Raw genomic sequence first — 16,757 nt, 5'->3', positions numbered from 1 at the left:
CCGGGCTGGCAGCACGTCTGCCGGCCCGCCCGATGAGCAAAAATAATCAGAAAAAAGTGGAGCGGCCATGCAACAGAACAGATCTCAAGTGACCGAGCGTGCCGGCCTGTACGAGCTGGACGCCGGCAGCGACGTGCTCGACAGCCCCCGTTACAACCACGATATCGCGCCGACCAAGGTCCACGAGCGCACCTGGAACAAATGGCACATCACCGCGCTGTGGGTCGGCATGTCGATCTGCGTGCCGACCTACACCCTGGGCGGCGTGCTCACCGCCTATTTCGGCCTGACCGTGGGCGAGGCGCTGCTGGCGATCCTGCTGGCCAATATCGTGGTGCTGATCCCCCTGACCCTCAACGCTTTCGCCGGCACCAAGTACGGCATCCCGTTCCCGGTGCTGCTGCGTGCGTCTTTCGGCGTCATCGGTTCCAACGTGCCGTGCCTGATCCGTGCCCTGGTGGCCTGCGGCTGGTTCGGTATCCAGACGATGTTCGGCGGCCTGGCGATCCACCTGTTCCTCGGCTCGATCTTCGAGGGCTGGAAAGCCCTGGGCGGCACCGGGGAGGTGATCGGTTTCATGATCTTCTGGACCCTCAACCTGTGGGTGGTGCTGCGCGGCGCCGAGTCGATCAAGTGGCTGGAAACCCTGTCGGCGCCGCTGCTGGTATTGGTGGGGGCGGGGCTGCTGGTGTGGGCATTGCCCAACGTGTCGTTGAGCGAACTGCTGGCGCAGCCGCCCAAGCGTCCGGAAGGGGCGAGCGTCTACAGCTACTTCTTCGCCGGGCTCACGGCGATGGTCGGTTTCTGGGCCACCCTGTCGCTGAATATTCCGGACTTCAGCCGCTACGCGAAGAGCCAGAAGGACCAGATCCTCGGGCAGATTTTCGGCCTGCCGCTGACCATGTTCCTGTTCGCCGCCCTGGGGGTGGTGATGACCGCCGCCTCGGTGAAACTGGTGGGCGTCACCGTCTCCGACCCGGTGAGCCTGATCGGCCATATCCAGAGCCCCGGCTGGGTGGCCCTGGCCATGGCGCTGATCATCATCGCCACGCTCTCGACCAACACCGCGGCGAACATCGTCTCGCCGACCAACGACTTCCAGAACATCGCGCCCAAGCTGATCGGCCGCACCAAGGCGGTGATCCTCACCGGGCTCGTCGGCCTGGCGCTGATGGCCCACGAACTGCTGAAAAAGCTCGGCCTGCTGGTCTCGGATGTGAGCCTGGAGACCGTGTATTCCAACTGGCTGCTGGGTTACTCCAGCCTGCTGGGGCCTATCGCCGGAATCATGGTGGTGGACTATTTCATCATCCGCAGACAGCAGCTGGACCTGGCCGGGCTGTACCGCGATGACGTGTACCCGGCGTGGAACTGGTACGGCTTTATCGCCTTCGGCGTGCCGGTGGCGCTGACCCTGCTGTCCCTGGGCAGCGATGCGTTCAGCTGGTTCTACAGCTACGGCTGGTTCACCGGCTCGGCGCTGGGCGGGATCATTTACTACGGGCTGTGCAGCCTGGGCAGCCCGCGAACCGCGACCGCCAAGACGCCGGTGTGATGGACGGACCCTGTAGGAGCGAGCTTGCTCGCGATTGGCCAGCAGACATAACGCGATCCAACAGGCAGACAAGGTTGTTTGCACGTTTATCGCGAGCAAGCTCGCTCCTACAAGGGGCCGTGTCGCTTTTTTGCGCGATGCGATCCACCAGACACCACAGCACCCAAGACGAGCCCGACCTCGTCAACGACAACCAGAAAAGCCTGAGGAGATCACCATGAACGCTGCCGTCGACGTTCTGCAATCCAGCCACCGGCACATCAACCGCGACCGCCTGTGGCAGTCACTCATGGAGCTGGCGAGGCTCGGGGCCACGGTCAAGGGCGGGGTCTGTCGCCTGGCCCTGACCGACCTCGACCGCCAGGCCCGCGACCTGTTTGTCCAATGGTGCGAGGCCGCGGGGTGCACGGTCACGGTGGATGGCATCGGCAATATCTTCGCCCACCGCGCCGGGCGTAACCCGCAGCTGCCGCCGGTGATGACCGGCAGCCATATCGACACCCAGCCCACCGGCGGCAAATTCGATGGCTGCTTCGGCGTGCTGGCCGGGCTCGAAGTGCTGCGCACCCTCAACGACCTCGGGGTGGAAACCGAGGCGCCGCTGGAAGTGGTGGTGTGGACCAACGAAGAGGGCTCGCGCTTCCCGCCGTGCATGATGGGCTCCGGGGTGTTCGCCGAGAAATTCACCCTGGAAGAGACCCTGGCCAAGACCGATGCCGAGGGCGTGAGCGTCGGCGATGCGCTGAACGCCATCGGCTATGCCGGCAGCCGTAAGGTCAGCGGGCACAAGGTGGGGGCCTACTTCGAAGCCCATATCGAGCAAGGGCCGATCCTCGAGGACGAGAAGAAAACCATCGGCGTCGTACTCGGCGCCCTCGGCCAGAAATGGTTCGACCTGAAGCTGCGCGGTGTCGAAGCCCACGCCGGCCCGACCCCGATGCACCTGCGCAAGGACGCCCTGGTCGGCGCGGCGGCGGTGGTGGCCGCGGTCAACCGCGCCGCCCTCGGCCATCAGCCCCATGCCTGCGGCACCGTGGGTTGCCTGCAGGCCTATCCCGGTTCGCGCAACGTGATCCCCGGCGAGGTGCGCATGACCCTGGACTTCCGGCACCTGGAACCGGCGCGCCTGGACTCGATGATCGCCGAGGTGCGCCAGGTGATCGACAGCACCTGCGAAGAGCATGGCCTGACCTTCGAGATGCAACCGACCGCGGACTTTCCGCCACTGTATTTCGACAAGATCTGCGTCGACGCGGTGCGCGAGGCGGCGCAGGGGTTGGGCCTGAGCCATATGGACATAGTCAGTGGCGCCGGGCACGACGCGATCTTCGTCGCCGAGCTGGGCCCGGCGGGGATGATCTTCGTGCCCTGCGAGGGCGGCATCAGCCACAACGAAATCGAAAACGCCGACCCCGACGACCTCGCCGCCGGCTGCGCGGTGTTGCTGCGGGCGATGCTGGCGGCGTCCCAGGCAGTTGCCAAAGGACAACACGTCGCTTGACGACCATCGTCCACCTGTAGGAGCGAGCTTGCTCGCGATAAACCAGAGGGCACCGCATTTCTCCAGGAAGCGGCGCGTTATCGTTGACGGTCATCGCGAGCAAGCTCGCTCCTACAGGTTTGCGGTGGTCGTGAGAACACCACTTCTGTAGCCGCTGCCGCAGGCTGCGATCGCCCGGAACGGGCGCGGCGATCTCAAGGCCGATTGAGGTTCGTCGGGATATCGGGAACCAAGGCCCTGCGGGCCTTATCGCAGCCTCGCGGTGCTCGGCAGCGGCTACAGGGTGATGGGGTGATCGGCCATCGCATGCAGCTTGGGATCGTCCACCCGAACCTAAGCTAATTCCTAAAAAGTATTTATATCTTAATTCTTAGATCGATTAGCTTTTAGCGACTTTCCTGTCTTCCAGAAGGTCCGCCCCCATGCGCCTGCCCTTTGCTTTGCGTCGTAGCTTGTCGATCACCGCCCTGGCCGGTCTGGCGCTGGGCATGGCCCTCGATGCCCAGGCCGATACCGACCTGCGTATCGGCTACCAGAAATCCTCGACCCTGCTGGCGGTGCTCAAGGCCCAAGGCACCCTGGAAAAACAACTGGCGGGGCAGGGCGTGAAGATCTCCTGGCATGAATTCACCAGCGGCCTGCCCCTGGCGGAATCGCTGAACGTGGGCAACGTCGACATCAGCGCCGATGTCGCCGACACCGTGCCGGTGTTCGCCCAGGCCGCCGGAGCCAAGCTGACCTACTTCGCCACGGAAACCCCGTCGCCCGCGGCGCAGTCCATCGTCATTCCCAAGGATTCCACCCTCAAATCCCTGGCCGACCTCAAGGGCAAGCGCGTCGCCGTGACCAAGGCCGCCGGCAGCCATTACCTGCTGATTGCCGCGCTGCGCGAGGCTGGCCTGAGTTTCGCCGACATCCAGCCGGTGTACCTGACCCCGGCCGATGGCCGCGCCGCCCTGGAAACCGCCAAGGTCGATGCCTGGGTCACCTGGGAACCCTTCGTCGCCAGCGCCGAACGCCAGCAGGGCGCGCGGGTGCTGCACGACGGCCAGGGCCTGGCCAGTTACCGGCGTTATTACCTGGCCTCCAACGATTACGCCAAGGCCCACCCCGAGGTGCTGCAGCAGGTGTTCGCCGAGTTGCAGAAGACCGGCACCTGGGTCAAGGCGCACCCGACGGAGGCGGCAAAACTGCTCGGTCCGCTGTGGGGCAACCTGGACGTGAGCACGGTGGAGCTGGCCAACAGTCGCCGCACCTACCAGGTGGAAGTGGTGCAGCCGGAGGCCCTGGGCGAACAGCAGAAAATCGCCGATGCCTTCTACCAGGAAAAACTCTTGCCCAAGCCGGTGGATGCCCGCGCGGTGCAACTGTGGAGCCCCACGCATCTGTAACTGAGCCTTGGCTCGCCTTCTTCGGCGAGCCCATTCCCCTGGGGTAGCCGGCTGGCCGGCCCCACCCATTTTCCCTTTGTCATCACCGCCGGTTACGCCGCTGCGCGCCCGGCGTCAGGAGTTCCTGTGTCCGCCGTTCACCCCCAAGCGGCCTTTGCCGTCCCAGCCTCGTCCGCCCCGCAACCGGCCAGCGCCGAGGTGGTGCTGGAGCTGCGCAACCTGACCAAAAGCTACGGCCGCGGCTCGTCCGCGCCGGCGGTGGAGCAAGTCAGCCTCAGCGTGCGCCGTGGCGAAGTGCTGTGCCTGATGGGCACCTCCGGCAGCGGCAAATCCACCTTGCTGCGGCACATCAACCGGCTGATCGAGCCCAGCAGCGGCGAGGTATTGATCGACGGCGCGGCCATCAGCCAGCTCTCGGCCAAGGACCTGCGCACCCTGCGTTCGCGGCGCATCGGCATGGTCTTCCAGCACTTCGGCCTGCTGCCCCATCGCAGCGTGCGCGACAACGTCGCCTTGCCCCTGGAACTGCGCGGCGAGCCCGAGGCGCTGCGCCAGGCCGCGGCCGATGTGCAACTGCGGGCCATGGGCCTGGAGGGTTGGGGCGAGCACTATCCCCATGAACTGTCCGGTGGCATGCAGCAGCGGGTTGGCCTGGCCCGGGCGCTGGTCAGCGAGCCGGACATCCTGCTGATGGACGAACCCTTCAGCGCCCTCGACCCGACCATCCGCCGCGACCTGCAAAGCCACTTCCTGCGCCTGGTGCGTGAGCGCGGCATCACCACCTTGCTGGTGACCCACGACCCGGCCGAGGCCCTGCGCCTGGCCGACCGCATCGCGGTGCTGCGCCAGGGCCATCTGATCCAGTTGGGCAGCCCCGGCGAGTTGCTGGAGCACCCGGCAGACGCCGAGGTGGCGGACTTCTTTCAGGAGCACGGCGCGCGCAGCGACACGGTTGCCGCGGCGCCCGTGGCTTCGGCCAAAACAGCACCCGCTCCGGCGCCCGTGGCCCCGGGGTTTTCCTTCTGGCAGGCGCTGTCGCTGGGGCCGGCGGCCTTGGCCGCCAGCGGGCATGGCGCCTTGTATTGGCTGGGTTTCGCCTTGGAATTGGCAGCGGCCAGTGCCCTGGGCCAATGGTTGGCCAGCGCCAGTCTCGGTTGGGCTGGGTTGGCGATTCTTGGCTTGCTGCTCAGCCGTCTGCTCAGCGTGACCCTGGCCCGCCGTCCGAGCCGCCAGGGCCGTTCCGATTGGCGCCTGCCGTGGCTGGTGCTGCTGTTGTGCCAGGGCCTGGTGCTGTGGCGGGTGGCGGCCGTGGATGCCAGCGGCCCCTGGCTGCAATTTCCCGCCGACCGCCAGGCGCTGCTGAGCACCGCGGCCGCCATTGACCAGTTGATTGGTTGGTCCCAGGTCACCTTCGAAAGCACCTTCGTCGGCGTCATCGTCGCGGTGCGCACGGTGATCGAGAGCATCGAAAGCCTGCTGGGCTGGCTGCCCTGGCCCGTGCCGGCGCTGGCCCTGGTGTTGCTGGCCTGGCGCTCGGCCGGCGCGGCGCTGGCCCTGACCAGCGCGGCGGCCTTGTTCTATATCGGCCTGTTCGGCTTCTGGGAGCGGACCATCGCCACCCTGGCCCTGGTGGGTTCCTCGGTGCTGCTGTCGCTGCTGATCGGCGTGCCCGCCGGCATCCTCCTGGCCAAGCGCGCCCTGGCCCGACGCCTGATCACGCCCTTGCTGGACGTGATGCAGACCCTGCCGACCTTCGTGTACCTGATCCCGGCGGTGGCGTTCTTCTCGGTGGGCAAGACCCCGGCGGTGATCGCCACGCTGATCTTCGCCCTGGCGCCGATGATCCGCCTTACCGCCCTGGGGATTCAGGAAGTGCCCAGGACCGCCGTCGAAGCGGCCCTGGCCCACGGCGCCACGCCGTGGCAGATCCTGACCAAGGTCGAGCTGCCCCTGGCCGCCGGCTCGCTGCTGCTGGGGATCAACCAGACCCTGGTGATGAGCCTGTCGATGGTGGTGGTCGCGGCGCTGATCGGCGCCGGCGGCCTGGGCTACGACGTGATGACCGCGCTGCGCAATATCAAGGGCGGCGAAGGCATGTTGGCCGGCGCCGCGATCGTGTTCTGCGCGCTGATTCCCGACCGCATCATTCAAGCGACCCTGCGCCAGCGGGATCGCGCTTTCCATCAGCCATGAGGTGTCTCTTGAACAAGTCGTTTTCCCGTACCCTGGGCGCCGCCGCGCTGCTGTTGGGGTTGTCCCTGCCGGTGCTGGCCAAGGACAAGATCGTCATCGGCGAACAGAACTGGACCGGCGCCATCGCCATCCAGAACATCCTCGGCGAGGTGATCAAAAGCCGCCTCGACGGCGACGTGTCGTACCTGGCCGGTGACATACCGGTGCTGTTCGCCGCCGCGGCCAAGGGCGACGGTTCGGTGGACGTGCTGACCGATATCTGGCTGCCTAATCAGTCCGCCGCCTGGGCCAAGTACGTCACCGGCGGCACCCGCTCCCTGGTGCCGAACAAGCAACCCTACCTCGGGGTCCAGGGCTTCTATATCCCCGGTTACCTGCAAGACAAATACGGCGTGAAGTCGGTCTACGACCTGCAGAAACCCGAAGTGGCGAAACTCTTCGAACCCCTGGGCGGCGGCAAGGCGCAATTGCTGGTGGGCCCGGCGGGCTGGGAGTCGACCTATATCGGCCAGATCAAGGCCAAGGATTTCGGTTTTGCCGACCAGTTCGAGTCGGTGTCCACCGAAGCCTCGGTGACCTACGCCAAGCTCGCCGCGGCCTACAAGGCCCAGCGCGGCGTGGTGTTCTACGCCTACACCCCGGACTGGATCTTCTCCGCCTTCGACCTGCGCCGCCTGGACGAGCCGGTGTTCGACGGCTACGCCCAGGACAACAAGAAGGGCGACCCGCTGTACAAGGCCGACGGCTGCTGGAAATTCGTCAGCCCGACGGTGGACGCCGACTGGCTGAACAAGAGCAAGATCACCTGCGCCTACCCGGACGCCCGGGTCTATGTCCTGGCCTCCAGCGCCTTGCAGAAACGCGCGCCACGGATCGCCGCCTTCCTGGAAAACTTCAGCATCGACCCGCAGGTGTTGAATGACCTGATCCTCAGGATCGAGAAGGAACAACAACCTGCGGCGCAAGCGGCCAAGGCTTGGGTCCAGGCCAACCCGGCGATTGTCGATCAATGGCTGGGCGCCAGCGGCGAGAAAGTCGGAGCGGTGCAGTGAGCGAGGAGTATCGGAACATGAGCGGGATCAAGCAGGCGACCTTCGGCGCGGGCTGTTTCTGGGGCGCGGAAGCCGCGTTCCGGGTGCTGCCGGGGGTGGTGGATACGCGGGTGGGCTATGCGGTGGAGGCGGGCGATGAGTCGTTACGGATCGAGGTGGTGCAGGTGGATTTCGATCCTCGGGTATTGGCTTATTCGAGCCTGATCGAGCACTTCTGGGGGCTGCATGATCCGACTTCGGTGGATCGGCAGGGGGAACATGGTGGGGTGAAATATCGTTCGGCGATCTTCCACACCGACGCGCTACAGGCCGAACAGGCACGGCAGGCCAAGACGGCCCTGCAAGACTCCGGCCGTCTCAACAAACCCGTGGCCACGGTGGTGGTGCCGCTGGGGCGCTTCGAATTGGCGGACGAAGCGCATCAGCGGTATTTGGAGAAGAATGGATTGAGTAGTTGCCATATCTGAGGCGCTGGCCGCAGGTGGTTTTGCTCTCGCTGCAGGTCGGCTTCTGTAGGAGCGAGGCTTGCCCGCGATAGCGTCGGCTCTGGCACTGCACTTTTTGGACGGTGTACATATCCATTCCTGCGGTCACGGCGGCTTAGGGTTCCGCCCTTACGGCGGGTCACTTTGGAAGAGCGCCAAAGTAACCAAAGCGCTTTGCCCCACCACTCGGTGCCTCGCCTAGGCTCGGCATACCCTCACTCCGGCATTGATCCGTGGGCCGCCGCCACAGGCCATCCATGGCCTGGGGCGGCTAACCCGGCATCCCTGCCGGGTTACCCACGGCTCAATGCCTGCGTTCGGCCATCGTGGTTAACGGGGCCTTCAGATCAAAAGCCAAAGCAAGAGCAAGACGGCGGCCTGCCGGCCGGCCTGGATTCAACGGCGCTCCCTGTAGCCGCTGCCGCAGGCTGCGATCGGCCCGAAGGGACGCCAAGCCTGTATTCACGGTTTGCCTGATGCCCCCCATCGCCTGGTTTTACGGGCGCTTCGCGCCCGATCGCAGCCTGCGGCAGCGGCTACAGGGCTACGGCTACAGAACGCGTGCTTTCAAACACAGGCCGGCCGGCAGGCCGCCTCGCGTTGCTTTTGATTGTTTGCCCCATCGGGAGGCCGAGTGGAGGTTCTGCGCAGTGGGCAACTCGGCAGGGATGCCGAGTTAGCCGCCCCAGGCCATGGATGGCCTGTGGCGGCGGCCCACGGAGCAGGACCGGAGCGAGGGAATCCGAGCCTTAGCGAGGACCGGACGCCAGGGGCAGGGCCCTTTGGTTACTTTGGGCTGGGCCGGCTTCCGGACTTTCCAAAGTGACCCGCCGTAAGGGCGGAACCCTAAGCAGCCGTGACCGCAGCAACGGATATGTACCCAATATCCAGTCCCCCAACGCTTCTGATGCACAGAGAAATCAGGTTTGCGACTGCTGCCCGATCGAGCGGAAACCAGCTTCCTCGCCACAGTTGGAGAGGATTCCATATCCGCTCAAATCAAGCGCCAGCTTTCCATCCCCCTCCCAACGCCACCACCAACCCCACACTCGCCTGCAACCGCCGAGTCTGCAGCGCCTGCAACCCCCGCTGCGCCTGCAACGCAGCGGTCTGCGCCGTCACCACCTCCAGATAACTCACCGCCCCCGCCTGATAACTGTTCATGGCCAAAGTCTGCGTATGCTCGGCGGCATTCACCGCCGCCTGCTGGTCCAGCGCCTCCTGCTGCAAATCCCGCAACTGCCCCAGGTTGTCCTCCACCTCACGCACCGCCCGCAGCACCTGGCTGCGGTAATGGGCGGCGGCTTCCTCGAATTCGGCGTGGGCCTGGCGTTCGTTGGCGCTCAGGCGGCCGCCGTCGAATATCGGCAGGTTGACCAGAGGCCCCAGCGCCCAGTAGCGATTGCCCGCCGCCAGCAGGTTGCCGCTGCCCTGGGTCTGCCCGCCGAGCAGGCCGGTGAGGCTGAAGTCCGGGTACCAGGCGGCCCGGGCCACGCCTATGTTGGCGTTGGCGGCGAACACCCGGCGTTCGGCGGCGGCGATGTCCGGGCGGCGTTGCAGCAGGGCGCTGGGCAGCTGTTGCGGCACGCCGGGCAGGGTCAGTGCCTGAGTGGCCGCGGGCAGTTGGAACTGGCTGGCCGGTTCGCCCACCAGTTCGCCGATCGCGTGTTCGGTGAGGTTGCGTTGCCCGCGCACTTCGTCCAGTTCGGCTTCGGCGCTGGCCAGTTGGCTTTGCGCGCGGGTCAGGTCCAGCTCCGAGGCGATCTGCCCCTGATAGCGGCTGCGGGTCAGTTGCAGGGCCTGGGCGTAGTCGTCCAGGGACTGGCTGAGGATCGCACGCTGCGCATCCAGGCCATTGAGCTGCACATACAGGCTCGCCAGCTGCTGTTGCAGGCTCAGGCGCGCCACCGCCAGGTCGTCGGCCGAGGCTTCGGCCTGGGCATCGCCGGCGGCCACCTGGTTGCGAATCCGCCCCCACAGGTCCGGGTCGAAGCTCAGCGAGAAACCGGCGGTGTTGCTGTTGTACACCGAAGGCTGGCTGCTGCCGCGCAACGGCCGGTGGTCCGACTGGCGCTGGCGCAGCGACTGGCCGCTGGCGCTGATCTGCGGGAACAGCCCGGCATGCAGCTGGCTGGCGTAGGCCTGGGCCGCGTCGAAGTGCGCCAGTGCCGCCGCCAGGTCCGGGTTGGCCTTGAGCAGGCGCTGTTGCAGGTCATCCAGGCGCGGGTCCTGGTACAGCAGCCACCACTGGCTGGCCAGTTGATCCGCCGGTTGTGCCGGATGCCAGGGCCCGTCGCTGGTCTGTTCGCGGTAGTGGGCCGGCAGCTCCACGGTTGGCACCTGGTAGCCGGGCGCCAGGGAGCAGCCTTGCAAGGCCAGCAACAGCAACACAGCAAGCGGTTCAAGCCTTGGGCGCATGCTCACCTCCGGCGTCGGCCAGTTGCACCAGGTCGCCTTCGCGCAGGGCATCGGGCGGGTTGTCGATCACCCGGTCGGCGGCTTGCAGGCCCTGGTCGATCACCAGCCGTGCGCCGAGGTCGAGGCCGATATGGATGTCGCGCAGGTGCACGTGATTGTGCTCGTCGAGCAGCGCCACCTGGGTGCCCTGGGCGCGGAAGATCAAGGCGCTGGCGGGGATGCTCACGCCCCGGGTGTCGGCGGGCAGGGCCAGGGCGGCCTCGGCATAGTCGCCGGGCAGCAGCGCGCCGTCGGGGTTGTCGGCGACGAACTGGGCGAGCAGGGTGCCGGAGCGTTGGTCGATGGCGGTGGAATCGCCGATCAGCCGCGCGCTGAAGTGCTGGCCGGGGTGTTCCGGCACCGTCAGCTCAGCAGTGAGGCCTGGGCGGATCACGCTGGCGTAGTTCTGCGGCACCGGCACGTAGAGCCGCAGCTTGTGGGTGTCGGCCAGATCGAACAGCTGCGGATCGCTGTCGTTGTCAGCCTTGATCAACTGGCCGATATCGGTGTGGCGCGCGGTGATGGTGCCGGCGAAGGGCGCGCGGATGGTCTTGTAGTCCTCCAGGGCCGAGAGCCGCGCATAGTCAGCAGCGGCTGCTTCGGCATTGGCCTTGGCGGCCGCGGCGTTGGAGGTTTTTTCATCGGCTTCCTGGCGCGACACCGAGTGGCTGGCCACGAGGTTCTGCCAGCGCACGGCGGTGGTCTGCGCCAGCCGCGCATTGGCCTGTTCCTGCACCAGCCGGGCATGGGCCTGCGCCAGCTGCTGGTCGAGGTCGGGGCTGTCGATTTCGGCGAGGACTTGCCCGGCCTGGACCTTGGCGCCGATGTCGCTGTTCCAGCTTTTCAGGTAGCCGCTGACCCGGGCGTGGATCGGCGCCTTGCTCCAGGCTTCCAGGTGCGCCGGCAGGCGCAGGGTGTCGCCCTGGCGGTTCTGCTGCGGCTGCAACACCAGCACCTGGGGCACGGCGGCGGTTTCGGTCCAGGCGGCCACCGCGCGTTCATGGCGGGTGCGCGCGGCCAGACCGTTGGCCACCAGCAGGGCGGCCAGGGTCAGGCCGCCGATGCCCAGCCACAGCAGGCGTTTGCGCGAAGGGGTGTGATCAGGCGACATGGGTACTTTCTCCAGCGACAGCGCGAGTGGGGTGACGCCCGTGGACCAGGCTGAACACCACGGGAACAAAGAGCAGGGTGGCGGTGGTGGCGAGGATCAGGCCGCCGATCACGGCGCGGCCCAAGGGCGCGTTCTGCTCCTCCGACAGGGCCAGCGGCAGCATGCCGATGATCATCGCCAGGGCGGTCATGCACACCGGGCGAAAGCGCGTATAGCCGGCCTCCAGCGCGGCCTTCAGGGCATCGCCGTGTTCGGCCAGGCGTTCGCGGCAGAAGCTCACCACCAGGATCGAGTTGGCCGTGGCCACGCCCATGCAGAGGATGGCCCCGGTCAGCGCCGGCACCGACAGCGAGGTGCCGCTGAGGAACAGTATCCACACAATCCCGGCCAGGGCCGCGGGCAGCGCGGTGATGATCACGAACGGGTCGAGCCAGGACTGGAAGTTGACCACGATCAGCAGGTAGATCAGCACCACCGCGCCCAGCAGGCCCAGGCTCAGGCCGCTGAAGGCTTCATGCAGGGCGTCGATCTGCCCGTGCAGGCTGATGGTCGCGCCCTTGGGCCGCAGCGTTTGGCTGTCGTCGAGGACTTTCTGGATATCCCGGGCCACACCGCCCAGGTCGCGGCCCTGGACGTTGGCGTAGAGGTCCAGGGTCGGCTGGATGTTGTAGTGGGTGACCACCGCCGGGCTGTCCACCCGCGAAATGCTGGCCAGGCCGCCGAGGATCTGCGACTGGCCGTTGCTGCCGGTCACCGGCAGCGCTTCCAGGGACGGCAGGCTGTCCAGGCGGTATTGCGGAGTGGCGGCGACGATCGAATAGGACACGCCATTCTGCGGGTTGAGCCAGAAGGTCGGCGCCACCTGGGAACTACCGGCCAAGGAGGCCACCATGCTGTTGGTCACGTCGCGCTCGGTGATACCCAGGCCATTGGCCCGCAGGCGGTCGACCTTGACCGCAAGCGAGGGGTAACCGGTGGACTGCTGGATGCGCAGGTCGGCGATGCCCGGCACATGTTGCAGGCGCCGTTGCAACTCCAGGGCATAGGCGCGGTTGGCGGCGCCGTCGGGCCCGGAGATTTTCACGTCCAGCGGCGCCGGCGCGCCGAAGTTGAGGATCTGGCTGCTGATGTCCGCCGGCAGGAAGGCGAACTGGCTGCCGGGGAAACTTTCCGGCAGGGCTTCGCGCAACTGCTTCACGTAGTCGGCGGTCGGCGCGTGGCCGGGCTTGAGGGTGACCTGGATATCGCCATCCTGCGGGCCGATGGTGCCGCTGCTGCTGTAGGCCATGTCGATGCCGCTCAGGGGGATGCCGATATTGTCGATCACGCTGTCCAGCTGCTCCGGCGGAATCACCTCGCGAATCCGCGCCTCGATGCGGTCGAAGGCCGCCGCGCTTTCCTCGATCCGCGTGCCCAGGGGCAGGCGCACATGCAGGGCCAGGGCGCCGGCGTCGGTGGCGGGGAAGAAGTCCTGGCCGAGGCTCGGCAGCAACGCGAAGGAGGCCAGCACGCAAGCGAGGAAACCCAGCAGGAAGCGCTTGCGGTGGGCCAGGGCCAGGGTCAGCAGGCCGTGGTAGGTGTCACGGACATTGGAGAAGCGCCGCTCGAACCCCTGCTGGAACCCCAGCAGCCCGCGCACCAGGGCATGCCGTGGCGGGGCGTGCTGCTCGCCCTCGTGGTGGTTGATGAATTCATCTTCCGGGTGATGCCCCGGGCCTGCTTCCGGCACATGGGGCTTGAGCAGGTACATGGCCAGTGTGGGCACCAGGGTCCGCGAGAGGATGAACGAGCTGGCCATGGCAAAGATCACCGCCAGCGCCATGGGCCGGAACAGGTAACCGGCGATGCCCTGCAACAGGAACATCGGCACGAAGACGATGCAGATGCACAACAGCGAGACAAAGGCCGGGCCGACGATCTGCTTGGCGCCGTCGAGGATCGCGGCCTTCACCGCCTTGCCCTGTTCCAGGTGCCAGTTGATGTTCTCGATGGTCACCGTGGCGTCGTCCACCAGGATCCCCACCGCCAGCGCCAGCCCACCGAGGGTCATGACGTTGAGGGTCTGGCCGCTGGCGGCGAGCAGGGCGATGGCCGCGAGCACCGCCAGGGGGATCGAGGCGGCGATGATCAGGGTCGAGCGCCAGCTGCCGAGAAACAGCAGGATCATCGCGCTGGTCAGCAGGGCGGCGATGATGCCTTCCCGGGCCACGCTACCCACCGATTGCTTGACGAACACCGAGGCGTCTCCCAGCAGAGAAGTCTTCAGCGCCGGCGGCAGGGTTTCGTCGATGCGCGGCAGCATCTGGCGAATGCCATCGACGATCGACAGGGTGGAGATATTGCCGTTCTTCAGCGCCGGCATCAGCACCGCGCGGTGGCCGTCGACCCGCACGATATTGCTCTGCGGCGGCGAGCCGTCGCGCACATGGGCCACCTGGCCGATGGTGATCAGCGCGCCGTCGACGGTCTTGATCGGCAGGTCGTTGAGCTCGTCGATGGCGGTCGGGCTGTTGTTCAGCAGCACCGTGTATTCGCTGGCGCCGAGCTTGGCGGTGCCCACCGGGATGATCTGGTTCTGCGCCGCCAGGGCGTTGCCCACGTCCTGCGCCGACAGGCCCTTGGCGGCCAGCGCCTGCGGGTCCAGGTCGAGGGTGATCTGCCGCTGCTTGCCGCCCATGGGCGTCGGCATCGCCAGCCCCGGCACGGAGCTCAGGGGCAGGCGGATATTGTTCTGCACCAGGTCGCGGATCCTGGCTTCCGACAGGGTCGGGCTGGAGAAGGCCATCTGCAGGATCGGCACCGTCGAGGCGCTGTAGTTGAGGATCAGCGGCGGGGTGATGCCCGGCGGCATCTGCTTGAGCACGGTTTGCGACACCGCCGTGACCTGGGCGTTGGCGGTGCGGATATCCACCCCCGGCTGGAAGAAAATCTTGACGATGCCCATGCCCGGCAAGGATTGCGACTCGATGTGCTCGATGTCGTTGACCGTGGTGCTCAGGGAGCGCTCGTAGGTGTAGATCACCCGCCCGGCCATGGCGTCCGGCGACAGGCCGGTGTACTGCCAGACCACCGCCACCACCGGAATGCCGATATCGGGGAACACATCGGTGGGCGTGCGCAGGGCCGCCAGCGGCCCGATGATGCAGATAAAAATCGCCAGCACGATAAACGTGTAGGGCTTGAGCAGAGCGGTCTTGACCAGCCCGAGCATGGGGTGGACCTCCGAGGCGGAAACAAAGCTCGGCAGTCTCCAGCGACCCACCTAACACGCGGCTTTCAGCCAGGTGAAGGAAGTTTTAGGTTGGGCCTGAATTTCCTTTCACGGGGATTCATTTGTCCTCTGCCCGGGGCCTCGACAAGCTGGATGGCAATCCGGCGCGACTGCTTTTTTCGCTTCGCCCTGTGTCGATTTTTTTACTGCCGAGGTACCTGCCATGAATGCCAAACCCCTGCTGCTGATTCCCGCCCTGAGCCTGGTGCTGCTGTTATCCGCCTGCGCCGGCCCGATGCCCCAGCCCGACCCCAGGGAAGCCTGGATCAGCCTCGAAGAAGAGGGCCCCAGCGACCTGCTGGCCGAACGGGTCGACGGCAAGAACGTCGACGACGGCCGCTACTTCGAAGTCCAACCCGGCGCCCACCGCCTGGACGTGACCCTGTTCGAAGAAGTCGGCGGCGACTCCAACCAGGTCGACTGCCACGGGCATGTGAGCTACCCGAACTTCCAGGCGGGGGAGCATTACAAGCTGGTGGAATCGACCTTGGGGACTGAGGTGAGGGCGCGGTTGTTTGATGCGCAGGGGAAGCAGGTGGCGAGTGCGCATGGGTTTGAGTGTATGCCGGGGTGATAGGGCTGTCGGCGTTGCTCAATCCAGGAAATTTCGCTCAATAGAAAGAGAAGCGGCTGACTGCACGTTGATTGAGGGCCGCCTGATGATGGTGGACTACATCCTTCAGGCAGGACCCTTTTTATGAATCAAGCACTGCCATCCACCGATGCGGCCTTCAACGAAGTGGCGCAAATGATCGCCGCCGCGCGCCAACGGGCGATGCGGGCGGTGAACACCGAACTGGTGGAGCTGTATTGGCAGGTCGGTGCCTATATCAGTCGCAAGATCCAGGCGGCGGAGTGGGGCGATGGAGTGGTTCAGCAACTGGCGGATTATCTTGCGCGGCAGCAGCCGGGGTTGCGGGGTTTTACCCGACCGAATCTGTTTCGTATGCGCCAGTTTTATGAGGTTTATCGGGATGACAAGAAAGTCGCACCACTGGTGCGACAATTGTCCTGGAGCCATAACCTGATCGTTCTTGGGCAGAGCAAACAGCCTAATGAACGTGAGTTCTACCTGCGCATGGCGGTTCAGGAGCAATGGTCGCGCCGGGAGCTGGAGCGCCAGATCAAGTCGGCCCTCTTTGAGCGCTCGCTGACCCGACCGGCAAAAGTCTCGACAGCGTTGAGACAAATTCATCCCGACGCCTTGAAGGTGTTCAAGGATGCCTATGTGATGGAGTTTCTCGACCTGGCTCAGGGGCACAACGAAGCTGATCTGCACAAGGGGCTGGTACAGCAACTGAAAGACTTTCTGATCGAAATGGGGCGGGATTTCTGTTTTGTCGCTTCGCGCTACCCATTGCAGGTAGGCGGGCGCGATTTTGTGCTGGACCTACTGCTGTTTCATCGCGGGTTGAATTGCCTGGTGGCCATTGAACTCAAGGTTGGGCGTTTCGAGCCGGAACACCTGGGCAAGCTGGATTTCTACCTGGAGGCGCTGGACCGTCAGGTGCGCAAACCCCATGAGAACCCGGCCCTGGGTGTGTTGCTCTGTGCCAGCAAGGACGACGAGGTGGTCGAGTACGCCCTCAACCGCTCACTCTCACCCGCATTGATCGCCGAGTATCAGACACAACTGCCAGACAAGAAGCTGCTGCAGGCCAAGCTGCATGAGTTTTATGCGCTTAATCCTCAGGTGGTTTGAATCGCGTTATCGGAGCCCGAATTATTTTTCCGCCACCCC

Annotated in this window: 11 protein-coding genes; 8 read left to right on the top strand and 3 right to left on the bottom strand. The window is 65.7% G+C overall.

The window, feature by feature from the left end:
• Positions 1-67: 67 nt before the first annotated feature.
• From NRG23_RS06895 to msrA, 6 genes are all read left to right on the top strand, one after another.
• Positions 68-1,555: an NCS1 family nucleobase:cation symporter-1 gene (locus NRG23_RS06895; RefSeq protein ID WP_038631666.1), complete on the top strand. Its 1,488-nt coding sequence runs from the start codon at positions 68-70 to the stop codon at positions 1,553-1,555.
• 217 nt (positions 1,556-1,772) lie between these two features.
• Positions 1,773-3,056, top strand: a complete 1,284-nt coding sequence (locus NRG23_RS06890; RefSeq protein ID WP_257374163.1) for a Zn-dependent hydrolase — start codon at positions 1,773-1,775, stop codon at positions 3,054-3,056.
• A gap of 422 nt (positions 3,057-3,478) precedes the next feature.
• Complete coding sequence (locus NRG23_RS06885) at positions 3,479-4,447, top strand: aliphatic sulfonate ABC transporter substrate-binding protein (protein WP_257374162.1); 969 nt, start codon at positions 3,479-3,481, stop codon at positions 4,445-4,447.
• Between the two features lie 126 nt (positions 4,448-4,573).
• Entirely contained in the window at positions 4,574-6,640 is a 2,067-nt protein-coding gene (locus NRG23_RS06880; protein WP_257374160.1) for an ATP-binding cassette domain-containing protein, read from the top strand.
• Positions 6,637-7,692, top strand: a complete 1,056-nt coding sequence (locus NRG23_RS06875; RefSeq protein ID WP_257374158.1) for a glycine betaine ABC transporter substrate-binding protein — start codon at positions 6,637-6,639, stop codon at positions 7,690-7,692. The genes NRG23_RS06880 and NRG23_RS06875 overlap by 4 nt, the downstream gene beginning before the upstream one ends.
• Before the next feature lie 17 nt (positions 7,693-7,709).
• On the top strand, positions 7,710-8,159 hold the full coding sequence (gene msrA / locus NRG23_RS06870) for a peptide-methionine (S)-S-oxide reductase MsrA (protein ID WP_257374157.1): 450 nt from the start codon (positions 7,710-7,712) through the stop codon (positions 8,157-8,159).
• A 1,017-nt stretch (positions 8,160-9,176) separates the two neighbouring features.
• On the opposite strand, the gene NRG23_RS06865 is transcribed toward msrA, so the two are convergent.
• Genes NRG23_RS06865 through NRG23_RS06855 form a run of 3 tightly spaced genes read right to left on the bottom strand, consistent with a single transcriptional unit; the run spans position 9,177 to position 14,956 of the window.
• The gene (locus NRG23_RS06865) at positions 9,177-10,595 is read right to left on the bottom strand and encodes an efflux transporter outer membrane subunit (RefSeq protein WP_257374156.1); all 1,419 of its coding nucleotides are present in this window, start codon (positions 10,593-10,595) and stop codon (positions 9,177-9,179) included.
• A complete protein-coding gene (locus NRG23_RS06860; protein ID WP_053268762.1) occupies positions 10,579-11,745 on the bottom strand; it encodes an efflux RND transporter periplasmic adaptor subunit in 1,167 nt (388 codons plus the stop codon). Before NRG23_RS06860 ends, NRG23_RS06865 begins: the two co-directional genes overlap by 17 nt.
• A complete protein-coding gene (locus NRG23_RS06855; RefSeq protein WP_257374155.1) occupies positions 11,735-14,956 on the bottom strand; it encodes an efflux RND transporter permease subunit in 3,222 nt (1,073 codons plus the stop codon). Before NRG23_RS06855 ends, NRG23_RS06860 begins: the two co-directional genes overlap by 11 nt.
• Before the next feature lie 223 nt (positions 14,957-15,179).
• On the opposite strand from NRG23_RS06855, the gene NRG23_RS06850 reads away from it, so the two are divergent.
• The gene (locus NRG23_RS06850; RefSeq protein ID WP_009048430.1) at positions 15,180-15,590 is read left to right on the top strand and encodes a hypothetical protein; all 411 of its coding nucleotides are present in this window, start codon (positions 15,180-15,182) and stop codon (positions 15,588-15,590) included.
• Positions 15,591-15,713: 123 nt separating this feature from the next.
• Positions 15,714-16,718 (top strand): YhcG family protein, encoded by a 1,005-nt coding sequence (locus NRG23_RS06845; protein WP_257374154.1) that lies wholly within the window; start codon positions 15,714-15,716, stop codon positions 16,716-16,718.
• Positions 16,719-16,757: the final 39 nt, after the last annotated feature.

It is taken from the genome of Pseudomonas sp. T8, assembly GCF_024610635.1.
GTDB lineage: Bacteria > Pseudomonadota > Gammaproteobacteria > Pseudomonadales > Pseudomonadaceae > Aquipseudomonas > Aquipseudomonas chlororaphis_I.
Note: the sequence above shows the minus strand (reverse complement) of the source record. Positions and strands in the feature narration are given on the sequence as shown.

What these genes read in the sequence shown, in the direction of transcription:
- NRG23_RS06865 (WP_257374156.1), bottom strand. Translation starts at nt 10,595, where the DNA reads ATGCGCCCAAGGCTTGAACCGCTTGCTGTGTTGCTGTTGCTGGCCTTG.
- NRG23_RS06890 (WP_257374163.1), top strand. Translation starts at nt 1,773, where the DNA reads ATGAACGCTGCCGTCGACGTTCTGCAATCCAGCCACCGGCACATCAAC.
- NRG23_RS06850 (WP_009048430.1), top strand. Translation starts at nt 15,180, where the DNA reads ATGAATGCCAAACCCCTGCTGCTGATTCCCGCCCTGAGCCTGGTGCTG.
- NRG23_RS06885 (WP_257374162.1), top strand. Translation starts at nt 3,479, where the DNA reads ATGCGCCTGCCCTTTGCTTTGCGTCGTAGCTTGTCGATCACCGCCCTG.
- NRG23_RS06845 (WP_257374154.1), top strand. Translation starts at nt 15,714, where the DNA reads ATGAATCAAGCACTGCCATCCACCGATGCGGCCTTCAACGAAGTGGCG.
- NRG23_RS06895 (WP_038631666.1), top strand. Translation starts at nt 68, where the DNA reads ATGCAACAGAACAGATCTCAAGTGACCGAGCGTGCCGGCCTGTACGAG.
- NRG23_RS06860 (WP_053268762.1), bottom strand. Translation starts at nt 11,745, where the DNA reads ATGTCGCCTGATCACACCCCTTCGCGCAAACGCCTGCTGTGGCTGGGC.
- msrA (WP_257374157.1), top strand. Translation starts at nt 7,710, where the DNA reads ATGAGCGGGATCAAGCAGGCGACCTTCGGCGCGGGCTGTTTCTGGGGC.
- NRG23_RS06875 (WP_257374158.1), top strand. Translation starts at nt 6,637, where the DNA reads ATGAGGTGTCTCTTGAACAAGTCGTTTTCCCGTACCCTGGGCGCCGCC.
- NRG23_RS06855 (WP_257374155.1), bottom strand. Translation starts at nt 14,956, where the DNA reads ATGCTCGGGCTGGTCAAGACCGCTCTGCTCAAGCCCTACACGTTTATC.